This is a genomic window from Verticiella sediminum (assembly GCF_007558815.1).
Taxonomy (GTDB): Bacteria; Pseudomonadota; Gammaproteobacteria; order Burkholderiales; family Burkholderiaceae_B; genus Verticiella; species Verticiella sediminum.
Map to the genome: position 1 here is coordinate 80,721 of NZ_VLTJ01000011.1, position 16,058 is coordinate 96,778.

13 protein-coding genes and 1 tRNA gene are annotated in these 16,058 nt (G+C 67.5%); 12 read left to right on the forward strand and 2 right to left on the reverse strand.

Features of this window, described 5'->3' with window-relative positions; genetic code table 11:
* The first annotated feature begins 240 nt into the window (after nucleotides 1-240).
* Entirely contained in the window at nucleotides 241-1,137 is an 897-nt protein-coding gene (locus tag FOZ76_RS07065) for a phosphoribosylaminoimidazolesuccinocarboxamide synthase (RefSeq protein WP_143947443.1), read from the forward strand.
* Between the two features lie 23 nt (nucleotides 1,138-1,160).
* Here FOZ76_RS07065 and FOZ76_RS07070 read toward each other — a convergent pair whose 3' ends face one another.
* Nucleotides 1,161-1,802, reverse strand: a complete 642-nt coding sequence (locus FOZ76_RS07070; RefSeq protein WP_143947444.1) for a tetratricopeptide repeat protein — start codon at nucleotides 1,800-1,802, stop codon at nucleotides 1,161-1,163.
* A gap of 157 nt (nucleotides 1,803-1,959) precedes the next feature.
* Here FOZ76_RS07070 and purE point away from each other — a divergent pair, with 157 nt between their 5' ends.
* The 8 genes from purE to FOZ76_RS07110 all read left to right on the forward strand — a co-directional run bounded on the left by purE (nucleotide 1,960) and on the right by FOZ76_RS07110 (nucleotide 7,780).
* Nucleotides 1,960-2,463, forward strand: coding sequence for a 5-(carboxyamino)imidazole ribonucleotide mutase (gene purE / locus FOZ76_RS07075; RefSeq protein WP_143947445.1), 504 nt, complete (start codon nucleotides 1,960-1,962; stop codon nucleotides 2,461-2,463).
* On the forward strand, nucleotides 2,460-3,647 hold the full coding sequence (locus FOZ76_RS07080; protein WP_143947446.1) for a 5-(carboxyamino)imidazole ribonucleotide synthase: 1,188 nt from the start codon (nucleotides 2,460-2,462) through the stop codon (nucleotides 3,645-3,647). Before purE ends, FOZ76_RS07080 begins: the two co-directional genes overlap by 4 nt.
* The gene (locus FOZ76_RS07085) at nucleotides 3,644-4,726 is read left to right on the forward strand and encodes an L-threonylcarbamoyladenylate synthase (RefSeq protein WP_143947447.1); all 1,083 of its coding nucleotides are present in this window, start codon (nucleotides 3,644-3,646) and stop codon (nucleotides 4,724-4,726) included. Before FOZ76_RS07080 ends, FOZ76_RS07085 begins: the two co-directional genes overlap by 4 nt.
* Before the next feature lie 56 nt (nucleotides 4,727-4,782).
* Nucleotides 4,783-5,013, forward strand: coding sequence for a hypothetical protein (locus FOZ76_RS07090; protein WP_143947448.1), 231 nt, complete (start codon nucleotides 4,783-4,785; stop codon nucleotides 5,011-5,013).
* On the forward strand, nucleotides 5,010-5,282 hold the full coding sequence (locus FOZ76_RS07095; protein WP_143947449.1) for an HU family DNA-binding protein: 273 nt from the start codon (nucleotides 5,010-5,012) through the stop codon (nucleotides 5,280-5,282). Before FOZ76_RS07090 ends, FOZ76_RS07095 begins: the two co-directional genes overlap by 4 nt.
* Before the next feature lie 100 nt (nucleotides 5,283-5,382).
* Nucleotides 5,383-5,458, forward strand: a tRNA-Val gene (locus tag FOZ76_RS07100).
* A 294-nt stretch (nucleotides 5,459-5,752) separates the two neighbouring features.
* Nucleotides 5,753-6,802: a TIGR04086 family membrane protein gene (locus FOZ76_RS07105; protein WP_143947450.1), complete on the forward strand. Its 1,050-nt coding sequence runs from the start codon at nucleotides 5,753-5,755 to the stop codon at nucleotides 6,800-6,802.
* Nucleotides 6,803-6,919: 117 nt separating this feature from the next.
* Nucleotides 6,920-7,780: an SDR family NAD(P)-dependent oxidoreductase gene (locus FOZ76_RS07110; protein ID WP_143947451.1), complete on the forward strand. Its 861-nt coding sequence runs from the start codon at nucleotides 6,920-6,922 to the stop codon at nucleotides 7,778-7,780.
* A 92-nt stretch (nucleotides 7,781-7,872) separates the two neighbouring features.
* Here FOZ76_RS07110 and FOZ76_RS07115 read toward each other — a convergent pair whose 3' ends face one another.
* Nucleotides 7,873-8,571: a YoaK family protein gene (locus tag FOZ76_RS07115; RefSeq protein ID WP_143947452.1), complete on the reverse strand. Its 699-nt coding sequence runs from the start codon at nucleotides 8,569-8,571 to the stop codon at nucleotides 7,873-7,875.
* 484 nt (nucleotides 8,572-9,055) lie between these two features.
* Here FOZ76_RS07115 and FOZ76_RS07120 point away from each other — a divergent pair, with 484 nt between their 5' ends.
* The 3 genes from FOZ76_RS07120 to FOZ76_RS07130 all read left to right on the forward strand — a co-directional run bounded on the left by FOZ76_RS07120 (nucleotide 9,056) and on the right by FOZ76_RS07130 (nucleotide 16,054).
* Nucleotides 9,056-10,975: a SurA N-terminal domain-containing protein gene (locus tag FOZ76_RS07120; protein ID WP_170235325.1), complete on the forward strand. Its 1,920-nt coding sequence runs from the start codon at nucleotides 9,056-9,058 to the stop codon at nucleotides 10,973-10,975.
* Nucleotides 10,976-11,418: 443 nt separating this feature from the next.
* Entirely contained in the window at nucleotides 11,419-13,617 is a 2,199-nt protein-coding gene (locus tag FOZ76_RS07125) for a FepA family TonB-dependent siderophore receptor (protein WP_143947454.1), read from the forward strand.
* A gap of 193 nt (nucleotides 13,618-13,810) precedes the next feature.
* Nucleotides 13,811-16,054 carry a TonB-dependent siderophore receptor gene (locus tag FOZ76_RS07130; RefSeq protein ID WP_143947455.1) on the forward strand — a complete coding sequence of 748 codons (2,244 nt, stop codon included), beginning with the start codon at nucleotides 13,811-13,813 and terminating at the stop codon, nucleotides 16,052-16,054.
* Nucleotides 16,055-16,058: the final 4 nt, after the last annotated feature.

Consider the following 16,058-nt stretch of genomic DNA (forward strand, 5'->3'; position numbering starts at 1 on the left):
ATGGCATCCGCCCACGCCCCCGACGGGCGTCGTGGGCGCGAGCCGATGTCCGGCGCTGGAGGGGCGGGCCGGCATGCCGTCGCGTGCATCGAAACCCGCCCGCCGTGACCGTTGGCGGCGATGCCCGGCCGCTCTCGCCGGTTGCGCGCCAGCGCTGCTGCACGCACCTGCGCGCGTTGCCTCGCTTTCGGATTCGCCGCAAAGCGGCTCTCCCGTCCCGTACCAGAACAGGCCTTAGCCATGACCGAACCCATGTACGAATCGCGTATCGACTCGCTGCCCCTGCTGGGCCGCGGCAAGGTGCGCGATATGTATGCCGTGGGCGATGACAAGCTGCTCATCGTCACCACCGATCGTCTCTCCGCCTTCGACGTCATCCTGGACGATCCGATTCCCGGCAAGGGCGGCGTGCTCACCGCGCTGACCGAGTTCTGGCTGCGCAAGCTCGCGCATATCGTACCGACGCACACCACGGACGTGACGCCGGAGGAGGTGGTGCAGCCGCAGGAGCGCAGCCAGGTCGCCGGGCGTGCCGTGGTGGTCAAGCGGCTCAAGCCGATCCTGGTCGAGGCGGTGGTCCGTGGCTATCTGATCGGCTCGGGCTGGAAGGACTACCAGCGTGACGGCGCGGTTTGCGGCGTCGCGCTGCCGGCGGGCCTGCAGCAGGCCGCCAAGCTGCCCGAACCCATCTTCACGCCCGCGGCCAAGGCCGAGATGGGTGCGCACGACGAGAACGTGAGCTTCGCCTACGTCGAGCGCGAAATCGGTCCCGAGCTGGCCGCCCGCCTGCGCGACGTCTCGATCGCGCTCTACAAAGAAGCGGCCGAGTACGCGGCCACGCGCGGTTTGATCATCGCCGACACCAAGTTCGAGTTCGGGCTGGACGAGAACGGCACGCTGCACCTGATGGACGAGGTGCTGACGCCCGATTCGTCGCGCTTCTGGCCCGCCGAAAGCTATCGCGAAGGCATCAGCCCGCCGTCCTTCGACAAGCAGTTCGTGCGCGACTGGCTCGAGACCCAGCCCTGGGACAAGACCGCCCCCGCGCCGCGCCTGCCCAAGGATGTGCTCGAGCGCACGGCCGCCAAGTATCGCGAAGCCCTCGACAAGCTCACACAGGAGGCGCCCGCGGCCTGAGCGCGGGCCAACTGCCGCCGGCGTCAGAAGAGCAGGGTGGACAGGCGCCGGCGATACTGGGCGACGAGCTGCGGCTGCTCGGCCGCTTTCTCGAACACGTCGAGCATCGTGACCCGGCCGATGTCGTTCTCGAAGCTGCGATCGCGCGCGACGATCTCCAGCAGTTCGTCCATGGCGTCGGCCCAGGCGCCGCGCTCGATGCGCAGGCGCGCCAGCGCCAGGCGCGCGGCAAGATCGGCGGGCGCGCCGGCAACCTTTTGGGCCAGCGCCAGCTCCTCGGGCGAGGCCGGGTCCGGCTCGGGCGGCGCGAGGGCCTCCTCGTCTTCCGGCGCCGCATCCTCGGCCGGGGGCACGAAGCGGTCGAGCCAGGCGCGCAGTTCGCCTTCGGGCAGCAGGCCCATGAAGTGGTCGGCGGGGCGGCCGTCCACGAAGGCCACCACGAAGGGGATGCTGCGCACCTGGAAGTGCGCGGCGATCTCCGGGTTGTCGTCGGAGTTCACCTTGGCGAGCCGGAAGCGCCCGCCGTATTCCTGCTCCAGCTTCTCCAGCACGGGTTTGAGTGTCTTGCAGGGGCCGCACCACGGGGCCCAGAACTGCAGCACGACAGGCGTCTGCTGCGATGCGAGCAGTACGTCGGATTCAAAATTCTCGAGCGTGATGTCCATGACTGTCCTGAAGGCGATGCGGCATGGGCCGCACGCCGATGATATGCGTGACTAAGCATACCGTGGGCGCAGGTAAAATGGCGCTTTCGCCCGGACGGGCGCGCCTGGCCTGGCCGGCGCCGGTCCTTGCCGGGCGCTTTTCCGTTTGGACACATTCATGAACGACACGCACGCAGCGCCGAAGGTCGGCGTGGTGATGGGCTCATCGAGCGATTGGGAAGTCATGCGGCATGCCGTGGACATTCTGGCCGAGTTCGGCGTGCCCTGCGAAACCCACGTGGTTTCGGCGCACCGCATGCCCCTGGACATGGTCGACTACGGCGGCCAGGCGCGTTCGCGCGGCCTGGCCGCCATCATCGCCGGCGCGGGCGGCGCGGCCCACCTGCCCGGCATGCTCGCCGCGCTCACCCCGGTGCCGGTGTTCGGCGTCCCGGTGCCCTCGCGCTACCTGCGTGGCGAGGATTCGCTGCTCTCCATCGTGCAGATGCCCAAGGGCGTGCCGGTCGCCACGTTCGCGATCGGCGAGGCCGGCGCGGCCAACGCGGCGCTGCACGTAGTCGCGACGCTGGCCGTCAGCGATGCCGCCCTGGCGGACAAGCTGGACGCCTACCGTGCGCGCCAGACCGCAGCCGCCCGCGCCATGGTGGTGCCGCCGCAATGAGCCAGTCCGTCTTTCCCCTGGCCGGCGGCCAATGGCTGGGCATGCTGGGTGGCGGCCAACTGGGCCGCATGTTCGTGCATGCCGCACAGGCGATGGGCTATCGCGTCGCGGTGCTCGATCCGGCGGCAGACAGTCCGGCCGGCGCCGCTGCCGACCGGCAGATCGTCGCCGCCTATGACGATGCTGTGGGGCTGGACGCCCTGGCCGCGCAATGCGCGGCGGTGTCCACCGAGTTCGAGAACGTGCCCGCGGCCAGCCTGCAGCGTCTGGCCGCGGCGGGCGTGCGCGTGGGCCCGGCCGGCGAGGCCGTGGCGATCACCCAGGACCGCATCGCCGAGAAGGCCTTCGTCGCGTCGCAGGGCGTACCGGTGGCGCCGCACGTGGCCGTGCGCAGCGTAGCCGATCTGAGCGCGGCGCCCGATGCGCTGTTCCCGGGCATCCTCAAGCTCGCGAGCCTGGGCTACGACGGCAAGGGTCAGGCGGTGGTTGCCGATCGCGAGCAGGCAGTGGCGGCGTTCCGCGAGTTCGGCGGCGCGGCCTGTGTGCTCGAGGCGAGGCTCGAGCTGGCCTATGAGGTCTCGATCGTCGTGGCGCGCGATTTCGAAGGCCGCCATGTGGCCTATCCCGTCTCGCGCAACATCCATCGCAACGGCATCCTGGCCGTGTCGGCCGCGCCCGCGCCCGGCCTGCCGGCCGCCCTCGCCGAAGAGGTCGAGCGCATCGGCCTGACCCTCGTTGCCGGCCTCGATTATCGCGGCGTCCTGTGCATCGAGTTCTTCGTGCTGCGCGATGGCAGCCTGGTCGTCAACGAGATGGCGCCGCGCCCGCACAACAGCGGGCACTACACCATCGATGCCTGCCTGTGCAGCCAGTTCGAGCAGCAGGCCCGGGTGCTCGCCGGCCTGCCGCTGGGCGCAACGCGCGCGCTGGCGCCGTCGGTGATGCTCAACATCCTGGGCGACGCCTGGTTCGCCACGGGCGAGCAGCGCGAACCGGATTGGGCCGGCATGCTGGCCGTGCCGGGTTCGCGCCTGCATCTGTATGGCAAGCGCGAGCCGCGCGTCGGGCGCAAGATGGGACATATCACCTGCGTGGGCGTATCCATGACGCAGGCGCTGGCCGGTGCGCGCGCCGTGGGCGGCATCCTCGGCGTTCCGGTGCCAGCCGACGCGGATTGGCAATGATCGGCGCAGGGGCGCGGCGCGATCCCCGCGTCTGCGCGGCCGACGAAGCGGCGCTGCGCCGCGCCGCGCGCCTGCTGTGCGACGGCGAGCTGGTGGCCTTCGCCACCGAGACGGTCTACGGCCTGGGCGCGGATGCAGCCAACCCGCAGGCCGTCGCGCGCATCTTCGCCGCCAAGGGGCGGCCCAACGATCATCCGGTCATCGTGCACCTGCTGCCCGAGGCGGACCTTGCCGTCTGGGCGGCTGACGTGCCGCCGCCGGCGCAGCGCCTGATCCAGGCGTTCTGGCCCGGGCCGCTCACCCTCATCCTGCGCCGCGCGCCAGGCGTTCCGGATGCCGTGACGGGCGGGCAGGACACGGTCGGTCTGCGCAGTCCGGCGCACCCGGTCGCGCAGGCTTTGCTGCGCGCCTTTGCCGACGCCGGCGGCAGCGGCGCCCTGGCCGCGCCCTCGGCCAATCGATTCGGGCGGATCAGCCCGACGACGGCCGAGCATGTCGCGGCCGAGTTCGGCCCGCAAGTGCCGCTCATCCTCGATGGCGGCATGAGCGCCGTGGGCGTGGAATCGACCATCGTGGACCTGTCGCGCGGGCGCGCCGTGCTGTTGCGGCCCGGCGGTATCACCGTGGGTGAACTCGTACGGGTGCTGGGCGAGCCGGTGTGGCTGCCCGACGGCCGGCGCGCGGACGCCGCGCTGGACGCCGGGCCACTCTCGGCCAGCGTGCGCGAAGCCGATACGCCGCGCGTATCGGGCGCGCTGTCGGCGCACTACGCGCCGCGCACGCCGATGCGTCTGGTGCCGGCATCCGTCCTGCCCGCGCAGGTGCATGCGCTGGCGGCGCTGGGCCAGCGCATCGGGGTCTGGGCTGCGCAGCGGCCCGCTGGCGCAGCCGCGTGGCGCGCCGCCCCGCGCGAGCCCGCGGCCTACGCGCACGAGCTCTACGCGGCCCTGCGCGCACTCGACGCGGCCGGCGTCGATCTCATCCTGGTGCAGACGCCGCCCATGGGCGACGCCTGGCTGGCCGCGCATGATCGGCTGGGCCGCGCCGAGGTGGGTTCCGGCGCGAGCGAAGGCACCTGAAACCGGCGGCGATCGGCGCGGGGGCCACTGCCACGAGCATCAACTTTCGTGAACGTGTGCGCATCGGCGCCGATCGGCGCGCACAATGCCTCGTGGCCGGCGTGACGCATGCGGCGCGCCGCAAAGCCAATGTTGGCGCGGGTTTCACGGGTTTTCGGCTTGACAGCCGCCGAGCGGCGGTGCTTGAATACGCGGTTTCTGGCCCCCGCATCGACGCGATGAAGGCGGCGCAAAAAAGCGGGCTTCCAAAAGCGGGCTTCCTTTTCCAAACGGGTGAGGGTTTATGAACAAAACCGAACTGATCGAACACATCGCCGCGCAGGCCGATATCTCCAAGGCCGCTGCCGGCCGCTCGCTCGACGCCATGATCGGCGCCGTCAAGAGCACACTCAAGAAGGGCCGCACGGTGACTCTCGTCGGCTTTGGCACCTTCGCCGTGACCACCCGCGCAGCGCGCACCGGCCGCAATCCGCGCACCGGCGAAGCCATCAAGATCAAGAAGGCCAAGGTGCCGAAGTTCCGTCCGGGCAAAGCCCTGAAGGATGCGATCAACTGAAGCCTCCTTCTGGTGTCCGCGCACCGCGCTGGACACATCCCGGATCTCGGGTAAAATGCGCGACTTTCCTTGATGCCGCGCGCATCGGGGAAGTGGCGGCGGGTGCTTAGCTCAGCTGGTAGAGCGGCGCCCTTACAAGGCGTAGGTCGGGGGTTCGAACCCCTCAGCACCCACCAATTCCTGCCGCCTGTGTGCCGAGAACGTGGAATGAATCAAAAGCCTGGAGAAATCCGGGCTTTTTTCATTGGCGCATGCCAACAACGCGATAGGGCGCGGCAAGGGCGCCTTACCCGCCATGGGTCGGCGCCTTTACCGGGCTATTCCCGGTAAAGGCGCAGGTTCACTGCAACGACAGCGGAACGCTCGACACGCCAGAGCCCGACGCGGCACAAGGGTTGCTGTAGGTCGCCCGCGCTTGGCGCGCATCCTCGCCCTGGCTCGGGCTCTAACTAGATTGAAGGGGGACATACATGTCAGTCGTTCTTGAGCGGTTTGCAGTCCGAAGGGCTTCCTGGGGCAGCATTTTCGGAGGGGTGGTGACGGTGCTGGCGGTTTCGATCGCGCTGGCCTTGCTGGGCGCCGCTATCGGGTTCGGCATGATCGAACCCCTGGAGAGCGACCCGATGTCGGGCGTGGGTACAACGTTCACCGTGAGTTCGGCCATCACCTTGATCGTCAGTCTGGCCGCGGGCGGCTTCGTGGCTGGGCGGCTGGCCGGAACGACCGGCGCCAGCCACGGTTTCCTGGTGTGGGCAACAGCGCTGCTGGTGAGTACGGTCATCAGCGCGATGGCGCTGGGTGGCGCCTTGCGGATCGCCGGTAATGCCGTGGGCACGATCTTCTCGGCCGCGGGCACGGTGGCATCCGGTCTGGGCAATGCGGCGGCTGGAGCAGCCGGCGGCGCGGGCGATCTGATCTCGCGTGCCACCGACGAAATCGGCGAGCAGATGGGAGGCGACGAGGACCTGTCGCCGGGCGAGCGACTGGAGCAGGTCCTGCGCGATACCGGCGTGCGGGAGCTGCAGCCGAGCTATCTGCGCGGGGAGCTCGCGGCGGCGCGACGCGACGTGCGCCGCGCGGTGAGCGATCTGGCGGATCGTCCCGACCAGTATGCCGAGATTGCCAAGCGCCTGGGCGACCAACTGGGCGAACGGGCTGACGGGATCGTGGACAACGTGGACCGCGAGGCGGCGGTCAATGCCCTGCAAGCGAATACCGAGATGCCGCGGGACGAAGCCGAGCGCGCGGTGGATCAGGCCATCGCCAGCTACCGCGAGGCGGTCGAGACGGTGCAGCAGCGCCTGTCGAACGTGCAGGAGGATCTGGACCGCCTGGGTCAGCGTATCGAAGCGGCCCAGCAACGCGCGCGCGAAGAGGCGGACAGGGCCGCAGCAGCGGCTTCGCGCTCGGCGCTGTGGGGATTCATCGCCCTGCTCATCGGCGCCCTCGTGAGCGCGGGGGCCGGCCTGGCGGGCGCGCGTTCGCGGGTGGCTGAAGTCGAGACGATCGCGTACCGATGAGGTAACCACGGCGCGGCGCCGGTCGTTGCGAGCAAGCAGCGGCCGGCGCTTGGCTTTCAACGCCCTCGACGATGCGAAGACCGGGGGCTCAACGTTATTCTTGAACGGAGCAAGCGCATGTTATCGAAGCGCCTCGATGGCAAGGTGGCCATCATTACGGGAGCCGCACGCGGTATCGGGCGGGCAACTGCGGTTGCTTTCGCGCGCGAGGGTGCCACCGTCGTGGGGATCGATATCGCGGGAGCCGTCAGCGCGACCTTGGAGGTGGAGCCGGCCACCATGGCGGAACTGGATGAAACCGGCAGGCTGGTCGCCGCGGCGGGCGGAACCTGGGGTTCTCGCCAGCTCGACCAGCGCGACATGACGGCCTTGCGTGACGCCGCGGCATGGGTGGTCGAGACCTTCGGCAAGATCGATATCCTCTTCGCGAACGCCGGCATCCAGGCCTTCAAACCGATCCTCGACATGGAGGATGCGGATTGGCACGATCAGATCGACGTCAATCTGACCGGCACCTGCAACGCGATCCGGGCCGTTGCTCCCCATCTCGTCAAGAATGGCGGCGGCCGAATCATCGTCACCTCCTCGACGCAGGGAAAGCACGGTACGAAGTATGGCGCGGCGTATTCGGCCTCGAAATGGGGCATCATCGGGCTGATGAAATCGGCGGCCCTGGAGCTCGGGCAATACGGAATCACGGTCAACGCGGTCATCCCCGGTCTGATCGACACCCCGCTCACGCGACATAGGCAGCGATACGCGCAGGCGATCGATGATCTGAGCAATGCCGAGCCACTGGACAAGCTGGAAGCCGAAGCAAAACAGAAGCTCAGCGCCAAGTCCCCGTTGGGCGTGCCTTGGCTGCCTCCCGAAACGATTGCCCCGGCCGTGGTGTTTCTCGCCAGCGACGACTCCCGCATGGTCTCAGGCGCCACCTACGACGTAACCGGGGGCGACAGCGCGAACAATGCCGCTTGAGCTGTCGGCAGCCGGCTATACGAAGATGCGCATCGATGGCCATCGCCGGCCGACTCCCCGCCGATGAGCATCCGGGGCGCCGCCGGTGACGCTCACGGCCGCTGAGGATCGAAGCGGAACAGGTGCAGAAGCCGTCCCCCGAGCACCACCATGACCGCCGCCAGAGGCATGAGGGGCGCGGCCCGAAACCAATGCGTCGCGACGACGCCGCCGACGACAGCGCTGGCGAGATAGACGACAAGCGTCGTCAATTGCTGCGCGGCGAGCGTCGTCAGCAACGGACGGCGGCCGGTCAAGGTTCGTTCGATGAGATCGCTGACGATCGCTGTATACGTGCTGGTGAAGATCACCGTCATGATGCCAGGCACACCGATCTTGCGGCCGATGCCTCCTTGAAGCCCCATGGCGACGGCCGAGATGACGATGAAGCCGTACACGCCGGGCGAGCGGACCGGATCATCGACCCAAAGCCACAGCGCGGCAAAGACGGCGAGGAAGGACGCTTCGAGCCCGAGCGCCCAGCCGCTGCCGCGTCCGGATTTCGCGAAGGCCAGCGACGCCAGCGATACGCCTGTCATGAAGCCGAAGAGGGCGGCAAACGAGTGCAGGGCCGCATCGAAATCTCCCCGACCTATGGCAACGCCCAGGAGAACAGTGTTGCCGCTCATCGCCGACGTAAATACGTTCTCCAGGGCGAGGAAAGCGATCGCGTCCGTGCTCCCCGCAGCGAAGGACAGCAAGGCGAGGCCGAGCGTGACTCGGCCTCCTGCAGCTTCGTGGGTGAGAGACATGATGTCGTCAGCGCTCCTTATTGGAATGGCAATACCGTCTTATAAGACGAAGTCACCCAGGGTGGTGTCGCATCGATGGCGGCCGGATTGCCGTTGCTGTCGGCGGCTTCGACGCTTTGCGCGTGTATGGTGTCGGCCTGTAGAGGCCCGCGCAGGATGCGCCGGCAGCGGCCTGAGGCGCCCGGGTTTTGGGTTACACTCGCTGGCTGTCCGGCGGCCCGGTGTGGCCTCGTTCCAGGGGCCGGCGGACGCAGCCGCGTGAGCATCGGCGATAGGCCAGGGCGAACTCGATTCGCCTTCTTTTTTGCCGTACGGCTGGCAAGAAGCCGGCCGCGCGCGCCGGGCCGGCGGGATGTGCGGGGAACCTGTCTGCCACCTCGCGTTGTCAGAGCAGGCAGCCTGCGTCGCCGATCCTGGCGCCCAGGCTTCCTGTCGAGTGCTTTTTCGTTGCGGGCCGCCTGCCCGCCTGTGGGAGAACGGGCAAATGTTCGAGCTGGTGCGCAATCACAAGCGCTGGATGCTGCTTCTGGTGTTGATCCTGATTCTGCCGTCCTTCGTGTTTTTCGGCATCGAGGGCTACACGCGATTCATGGAAGGCGACCGGGCCGTGGCGCGCGTCGCGGGCGAGCCGATCTCGATCCAGGAATACGAGTCCGCACGGCGCGACCAGCTCGACCGCGCAAGACAGGCGCTGGGTGCGCAGTTCGACCCGATGGTCTTCGACACGCCGGAACAGCGCCAGCGCACGCTGGACGCGCTCATCGACACGCGCGTCATCGCCGCCGCCATGGTCGAAGGCCGCTATACCGTGTCGGACAATGCGCTGCGCCAGGCCATCGCCACGCTGCCGCAGGCCCAGGAGAATGGCCGTTTCGATCCGGCCCGCTACCAGCAGTTCCTGGCCATGCAGGGGCTGTCACCCGGGCAGTTCGAGTCGTACATGCGTTACGACCTGGCGCGCAGCCAGGTGCTGGACCCGGTGCTCGAATCGGCGAGTGCGCCGCAGCGCATCGTCACCGACCTGCTCGCCAGCATGCAGCAGGAGCGCACCGTGCGCGTGCGCCGCTTCGAGGCGGAGGACTATCGCGCCTCGGCCCAAGTCTCCGACGAAGACGTCCAGAAATACTACGAGGCCAACGCAGCGCGCTTTCAGCGCCCGGAAACCGTCGATGCCCAGTACGTGCTGCTCGATGGCGCCGCCGTCCTGAAGGATGTCTCGGTTTCCGACGACGCGCTCGCTTCGTACTATGAGCAGAACAAGAATCGCTACACCTCGCCCGAGCGCCGGCGTGTCAGCCACATCCTGATCCAACCGGAAGGCCAGGGCGAGGCGGCCGTGGCCGCCGCCCGGGCCGAGGCCGAGGCGTTGCTCGGCAAGCTGCGCGCGCAGCCGGACAGCTTCGCCGAGGTGGCGCGCGAGGCTTCGCAGGACAGCGGCACGGCTGCCCAGGGCGGCGATCTGGGCTGGCTCGACCGCGGCATGATGGTGCCGGCTTTCGAAAACGCGGCGTTTGCGCTCAAGCAGGGCGAGATCTCCGAGCCCGTGCAGACCGATTTCGGCATCCACCTGATCAAGGCCGACGAGGTGCAGCCGTCGCAGGTGCAGCCGCTGGCCGAGGTGCGTGACCGTTTGCTCGAGGAAATCCGCAACCAGCAGGCCGGCGAGCGTTTTGGCGAAGCCGCCAGGCAGCTCAGCGAACTGGTCTACGACCAGGCCGACAGCCTGCAGCCGGTGGCCGATGCGCTGGGCCTGGAACTGCGCACGGCCGAAGGTATCGCACGCGAGCAGGCGCCGCAGGGCGCGCCCGATGTGTTCAATGACCCGCGCGTGCGGCAGGCGCTGTTCTCCAACGAGGTCGCACGCCAGGGACGCAACTCCGGCGTCATCGAGCTTGCGCCCGATCGCCTGCTGGCGGTGCGCGCGCTCAAGGTCGAGCCGGCGCACGTGGCGCCCCTGGCCGAGGTCTCCGAGGAGATCCGCGAGGCGCTCGTCCAGCAGCAGGCGTTCGCCGCCGCCGAAGCGGCCGGCCAGAAGTTCGTGGCCGAGCTCCAGGAGGGCGCCGAGCCGGTGGGCTTCGGCGACGCGCTTAACGTATCGCGTGCGGAGCGCCAAGGCCTGTCCATGCCCGTACTGCAGGCGATCATGTCGGTGCCCGAGGACGCATCCCTGCCGAGCTACGTATCGGCCACCGCGGCCGGCGAATTCGTCGTGGCCCAGGTCCAGGAAGTCAAGCCCGCGCCCAAGCCCGAAGACACCATGGTGCGCGCCGAGCAGTCCGCCCTGGGCAACGCCTACGCCGAAGCGCAGGCGCAAGCCGTGCTGCAGGCCCTGCGCCAGCAATTCAAGGTCGAGATCGAGCCGCTTGCGGCGCAGGCCATCGCGGAAGCGTCCGAGCAGGGCTGACAGCGCGGGCGGCGAAAGAGCAGAAGAACCGCGGCCCTGGCCGCGGTTTTTTTTCGTGTGCTGAGCCGACCGGCCCTGGACGACGGGGTCCGGTGTCTGCCGCGTCGCGTATTCCTCAATGATCCTGACGTGTACGGGGGCGGCGAGCTGATTGTCAACGGCAGCAGCATGGAACGGCTCAAGCATGCCTGATCGGGCATGCCGTCGTATCTCTCGGCCCCCGCTTCGGGCGTTCGCGTCTGAACGGCCATGCTGGTTCCAGTATTTCGATGCAAAAAAGCGTCACGAATAGATAATAACGAGAATCGTTATCAAAAATCCATAAGCTATGTCGGTTTCCTTCACATTGCCTGCACATTTGCCACCGCCACCTGCCGGTGCGGGCACTCACTGCGACGACCGACGCCATGAATTATGGATATCACCGAGGCCACCGAATCCGGATGGCCGTTCTTTCCGCCTGCGCCGTCTGGCCCATGGCCGGGGCCGCGCAAACCAGCGCCACCGCGCCGGTCACCACGTTGGAGGAAGTGCGCGTGCTAGGCACGGCGGAGGAAGAACTCAAGCAGGCTCCCGGCGTGTCGGTGATCACCGAGGACGACCTGCAGAAGCGGCCGCCCGCGAACGATCTGGCCGAACTGATCCGCACCATGCCCGGCGTCAACCTGACCGGCAACAGCGCGTCGGGCGCCTACGGTAACAACCGCCAGATCGACTTGCGCGGCATGGGGCCGGAGAACACCCTGATCCTGATCGACGGCAAGCCCGTAGCCTCGCGCGACTCCGTGCGCATGGGCCGCAACGGTGAACGCAACACCCGCGGCGACAGCAACTGGGTCCCGGTCGAGGCGATCGAGCGCATCGAGGTGGTGCGCGGCCCGGCGGCGGCGCGCTATGGTTCGGGCGCCGCGGGCGGGGTGGTGAACATCATCACCAAGCGTCCATCCGACAAGCTGTCGGGCTCGGTCACGCTGTATGGCCTGGAGCCCGAGCACAGCGAGGAAGGGGGCACTCGTCGCGCGAGCTTCAACCTGGCGGGGCCGATTTCCGAGCAGCTCTCCTTCCGCCTGTACGGCAATGTGGCCAAGACGGAGGCGGATTCGCCGGAGCTGAACGCGCTGGCCTCGGGCATTCCCGCGACCGACGAAGCCATCCCCCCGGCCGGGCGCGAAGGGGTGAAGAATCGGGACATCAACGGCCTGCTGCGCTGGGACCTGGCGCCCGGCCACGTCGTCGAATTCGAAGGCGGCTACAGCCGCCAGGGCAACATCTACGCCGGCGACCGCCTTTTCACGAGCAGCAGCGACGTGCTTTCCGAACTCGCCAACGAAGGGGCCGAAACCAACACCATGTATCGCCGTACCGGCTCGATCACGCACCGTGGCGACTACGGCGACGGTCGTACCTCGCGCGTCACCGCCTACTACGAAGGCACCACCAATTCCCGCATGAACGAAGGCTTGGCAGGCGGTGGGGAGGGTACGATCTCCAACCCCGACAATCGTTCGACCTCCAAGCTCGACAACTACCTCATCAACGGCGAATACAACACGCCATGGAGGATCGGCAGCTTGAGCCAGATCGTGACGGTGGGCGGCGAGTTCCGCCGGCAGCGTCTGGACGATGAATACAGCACGCGCGGCGGCGCGGGCATCAGCGGCGACCCGAGCGCGATCAGTGCGGTCAATTCGTCGGCACTCTTCATCGAAGACAACATCGAGGCAACGCAGGATCTCATCATCACGCCGGGGCTGCGCATGGATCACCACCAGAAGTTCGGGGTGAACTGGAGCCCGAGCCTGAATGCCTCGTACTACGTCACGCCCACCATCACGTTGAAGGGCGGCATCGCGCGCGCATTCAAGGCGCCGAACCTCTACCAGATCAACCCGAACTACATGTACACCACGCGCGGCAACGGCTGCCCGTTCGGCCCGGACGGCAACCGGGTCGAAGGTCCGTGCAACATCTTCGGCAATGCCGATCTCGACCCCGAGATCAGCGTCAACAAGGAAATCGGCATCGCCTATGACGAAGCCGGCTGGGGCGCGGGCGTCACCTATTTCCGCAACGACTACAAGAACAAGATCGTCGCCGACATGGGCGATCAGGCGATTCCCGATTACGTCGATGGCCGCCGTTCCTTCCAGTGGGTGAATTCGGGCGCCGCCGTGATCCAGGGCTTCGAGGGCAACCTGAACGTCCCCTTGCTGGGCGAGTCCGGGCGCACGCTGATGCTCACCAACAATTTCACCTACATGGTGGAGAACAAGAGCAAGTCGACCGGCCAGCCGCTCTCCGTCATCCCGCGCTACACGATCAACAGTGCGCTGGCGTGGCAGGTGAACGAACGCTTCGACGTGCTCGCCACCGCGACCTTCTACGGCAAGCAGCGCCCGCGTACCTACAACCTCGCCAACAACGCCGAGATCACCGGCGACGGCCTGAACGTGCGCGGCTCGTACGCGGTATTCGGCCTGAGCGCGGGCTATCGCATCAACGAGCGCCTGCACCTGCGCGCCGGTGTGAATAACATCGGCGACAAGCGCCTGTTCCGCGAGGATTCGGGTTCGGCCCAGGGCGCGGCGACCTACAACGAGCCGGGACGGGCCTACTACGCCACGCTGACGGCTTCGTTCTGATCGGCGCATCGAGGGGCAGGGTGTGGCAGAAATGCCACCCCCATCCGGATACATTCAGGAATCAGCGTTACGCATAGATATAAATGAGAACGATTGTTTTTTGATCGCTAGTATCCGTTGCTTCCGCAACTTGGGTAAGCGAGACGCTCGGCATGGGGCCGTGTGGCGACGCTCGCCTGTCGAAGCAACGATCATGCAATCCTTGTCCTTCCGTCTGGCCGGCACCAGTGTCGCCGTTCTTGCCGCACTTGCCGTCTGGCCGCATGCCGCGCATGCCCAGTCTTCCAACGCACCGGTGTCCACGCTGGCGACCGTCGAAGTGCTCGGCACGGCCGAGGAGGAGCTCAAGCAGGCGCCCGGCGTGTCCATCATCACCGAGCAGGATCTCAGGGAACGCCCCCCCGCCAACGACATCGCCGAGCTGATCCGCACTATGCCGGGCGTGAACCTGACCGGCAACTCGGCCTCGGGCCAGTACGGCAACAACCGCCAGATCGACCTGCGCGGCATGGGGCCGGAGAACACACTGGTGCTGATCGACGGGGTGCCGGTGACTTCGCGCAATTCCATCCGCATGGGCCGCAGCGGCGAGCGCAACACCCGCGGCGACACCAACTGGGTGCCGGTCGAGGCCATCGAGCGCGTCGAAGTGCTGCGCGGGCCGGCGGCTGCGCGCTACGGCTCTGGCGCCGCCGGCGGGGTGGTGAACATCATCACCAAGCGGCCGACCGACAAGCTGTCGGGCTCGGTGACGGTCTACGGCCTGGTGCCGCAGCACAGCGAGGAAGGCAGCACGCGCCGCGCGAGCTTCAACCTGGCGGGCCCGGTCTCGGACAAGTTCTCGTTCCGCCTGTACGGCAACGTGGCGAAGACCGATGCCGACGATCTGTCGCTCAACGAGGAATATGCCACGGGCGTGACCCCGCCCGCCGGCCGCGAAGGCGTGAAGAACCGCGACATCAACGCGCTGTTCCGCTGGGATTTGACCGACCAGCAGGTGCTCGAGCTAGACACCGGCTTCAGCCGCCAGGGCAATATCTACGCCGGCGACCGCGCGGTGAGCACGACCGGAACCGAGACCGCGACGGAACTCGCCAACGAAGGCGCCGAGACCAACACGATGTATCGCCGCACCGCCACGCTGACGCATCGCGGCAACTGGGGCGCCGGGCGCACCTCGCGCGTCTCGCTGTCGTACGAAGGTACCGACAACAGCCGCTACAACGAAGGGCTGGCCGGCGGCCCCGAGGGCAGCATCTCGGACAACCTGCAGAAGTCGACCTCCAAGCTGCAGAACTACATCGCCAGCGGCGAGTACAACACGCCGATCCGCCTGGGCGGCCTGAACCAGGTGCTGACGGTCGGCGCCGAGTACCGGCAGGAAAAGCTGGACGACCCGTACTCGATGTCGCAATCGGCCGGGGTGGACCTCCCCGGTGTGGATGGCGGCACGCGCAGCGGGAAGTCGTCGGCCAAGTCGGCCGCCGTGTTCATCGAGGACAACATCGAGGTGGTACCCGGGCTCATCATGACCCCCGGGTTGCGCTTCGACCATCACGACCAGTTCGGCAGCAACTGGAGCCCCAGTCTGAACGCCTCGTACGAGTTGACGCCCACCATCACGCTGAAGGGCGGCCTTGCGCGTGCATTCAAGGCGCCCAACCTGTACCAGTCGAACCCGAACTATCTGTACTACACGCGGGGTAACGGCTGCCCGGTGAACTATCCGAACCAAGGCGAGGGCTGCTACATCCTGGGCAACGCCGATCTGCAGCCCGAGACCAGCTTCAACAAGGAAATCGGCATCGCCTACAACGACCGCGGCTGGGGTGCCGGGCTGACCTATTTCCACAACAACTACAAGAACAAGATCACGGCCGACATGAGCGACCAGGGCGGGCCCGTGGTCATCCCCACGGGCCCCGACACCGCGGCCCAGGCCTTCCGGTGGGTCAACGCCGATCGCGCCGTGGTCCAGGGTCTCGAGGGCAACCTGGACATCCCGCTGCTGGGCGACGAAGGCAGCCGGCTGCGCTGGACCAACAGTTTCACCTACATGATCGAGAACAAGGACAAGTCGACCAACCAGCCCTTGTCGATCATCCCGCGCTACACGGTGAATTCCATGCTCGACTGGCGCATCAACGAACAGTTCTCGGCGCAGGCCACGGCCACCTTCTACGGCAAGCAGAAGCCGCGCGACCGCACCCAGTCGGGCGGCGACGCCACCGGCGATGCGCTGAACGAGCGTGGTTCCTACGCCGTCTTCGGCATCAGCGCGGGCTACCAGGTCAATCGCAGCCTGTACCTGCGTGCCGGTATCGACAACCTGTTCGACAAGCGCCTGTTCCGCGAGAACAACAGCAGCGGCGCGGGCGCAGCGACCTACAACGAACCGGGCCGGGCGTACTACCTGACTGCGACCGCCTCGTTCTGAGACA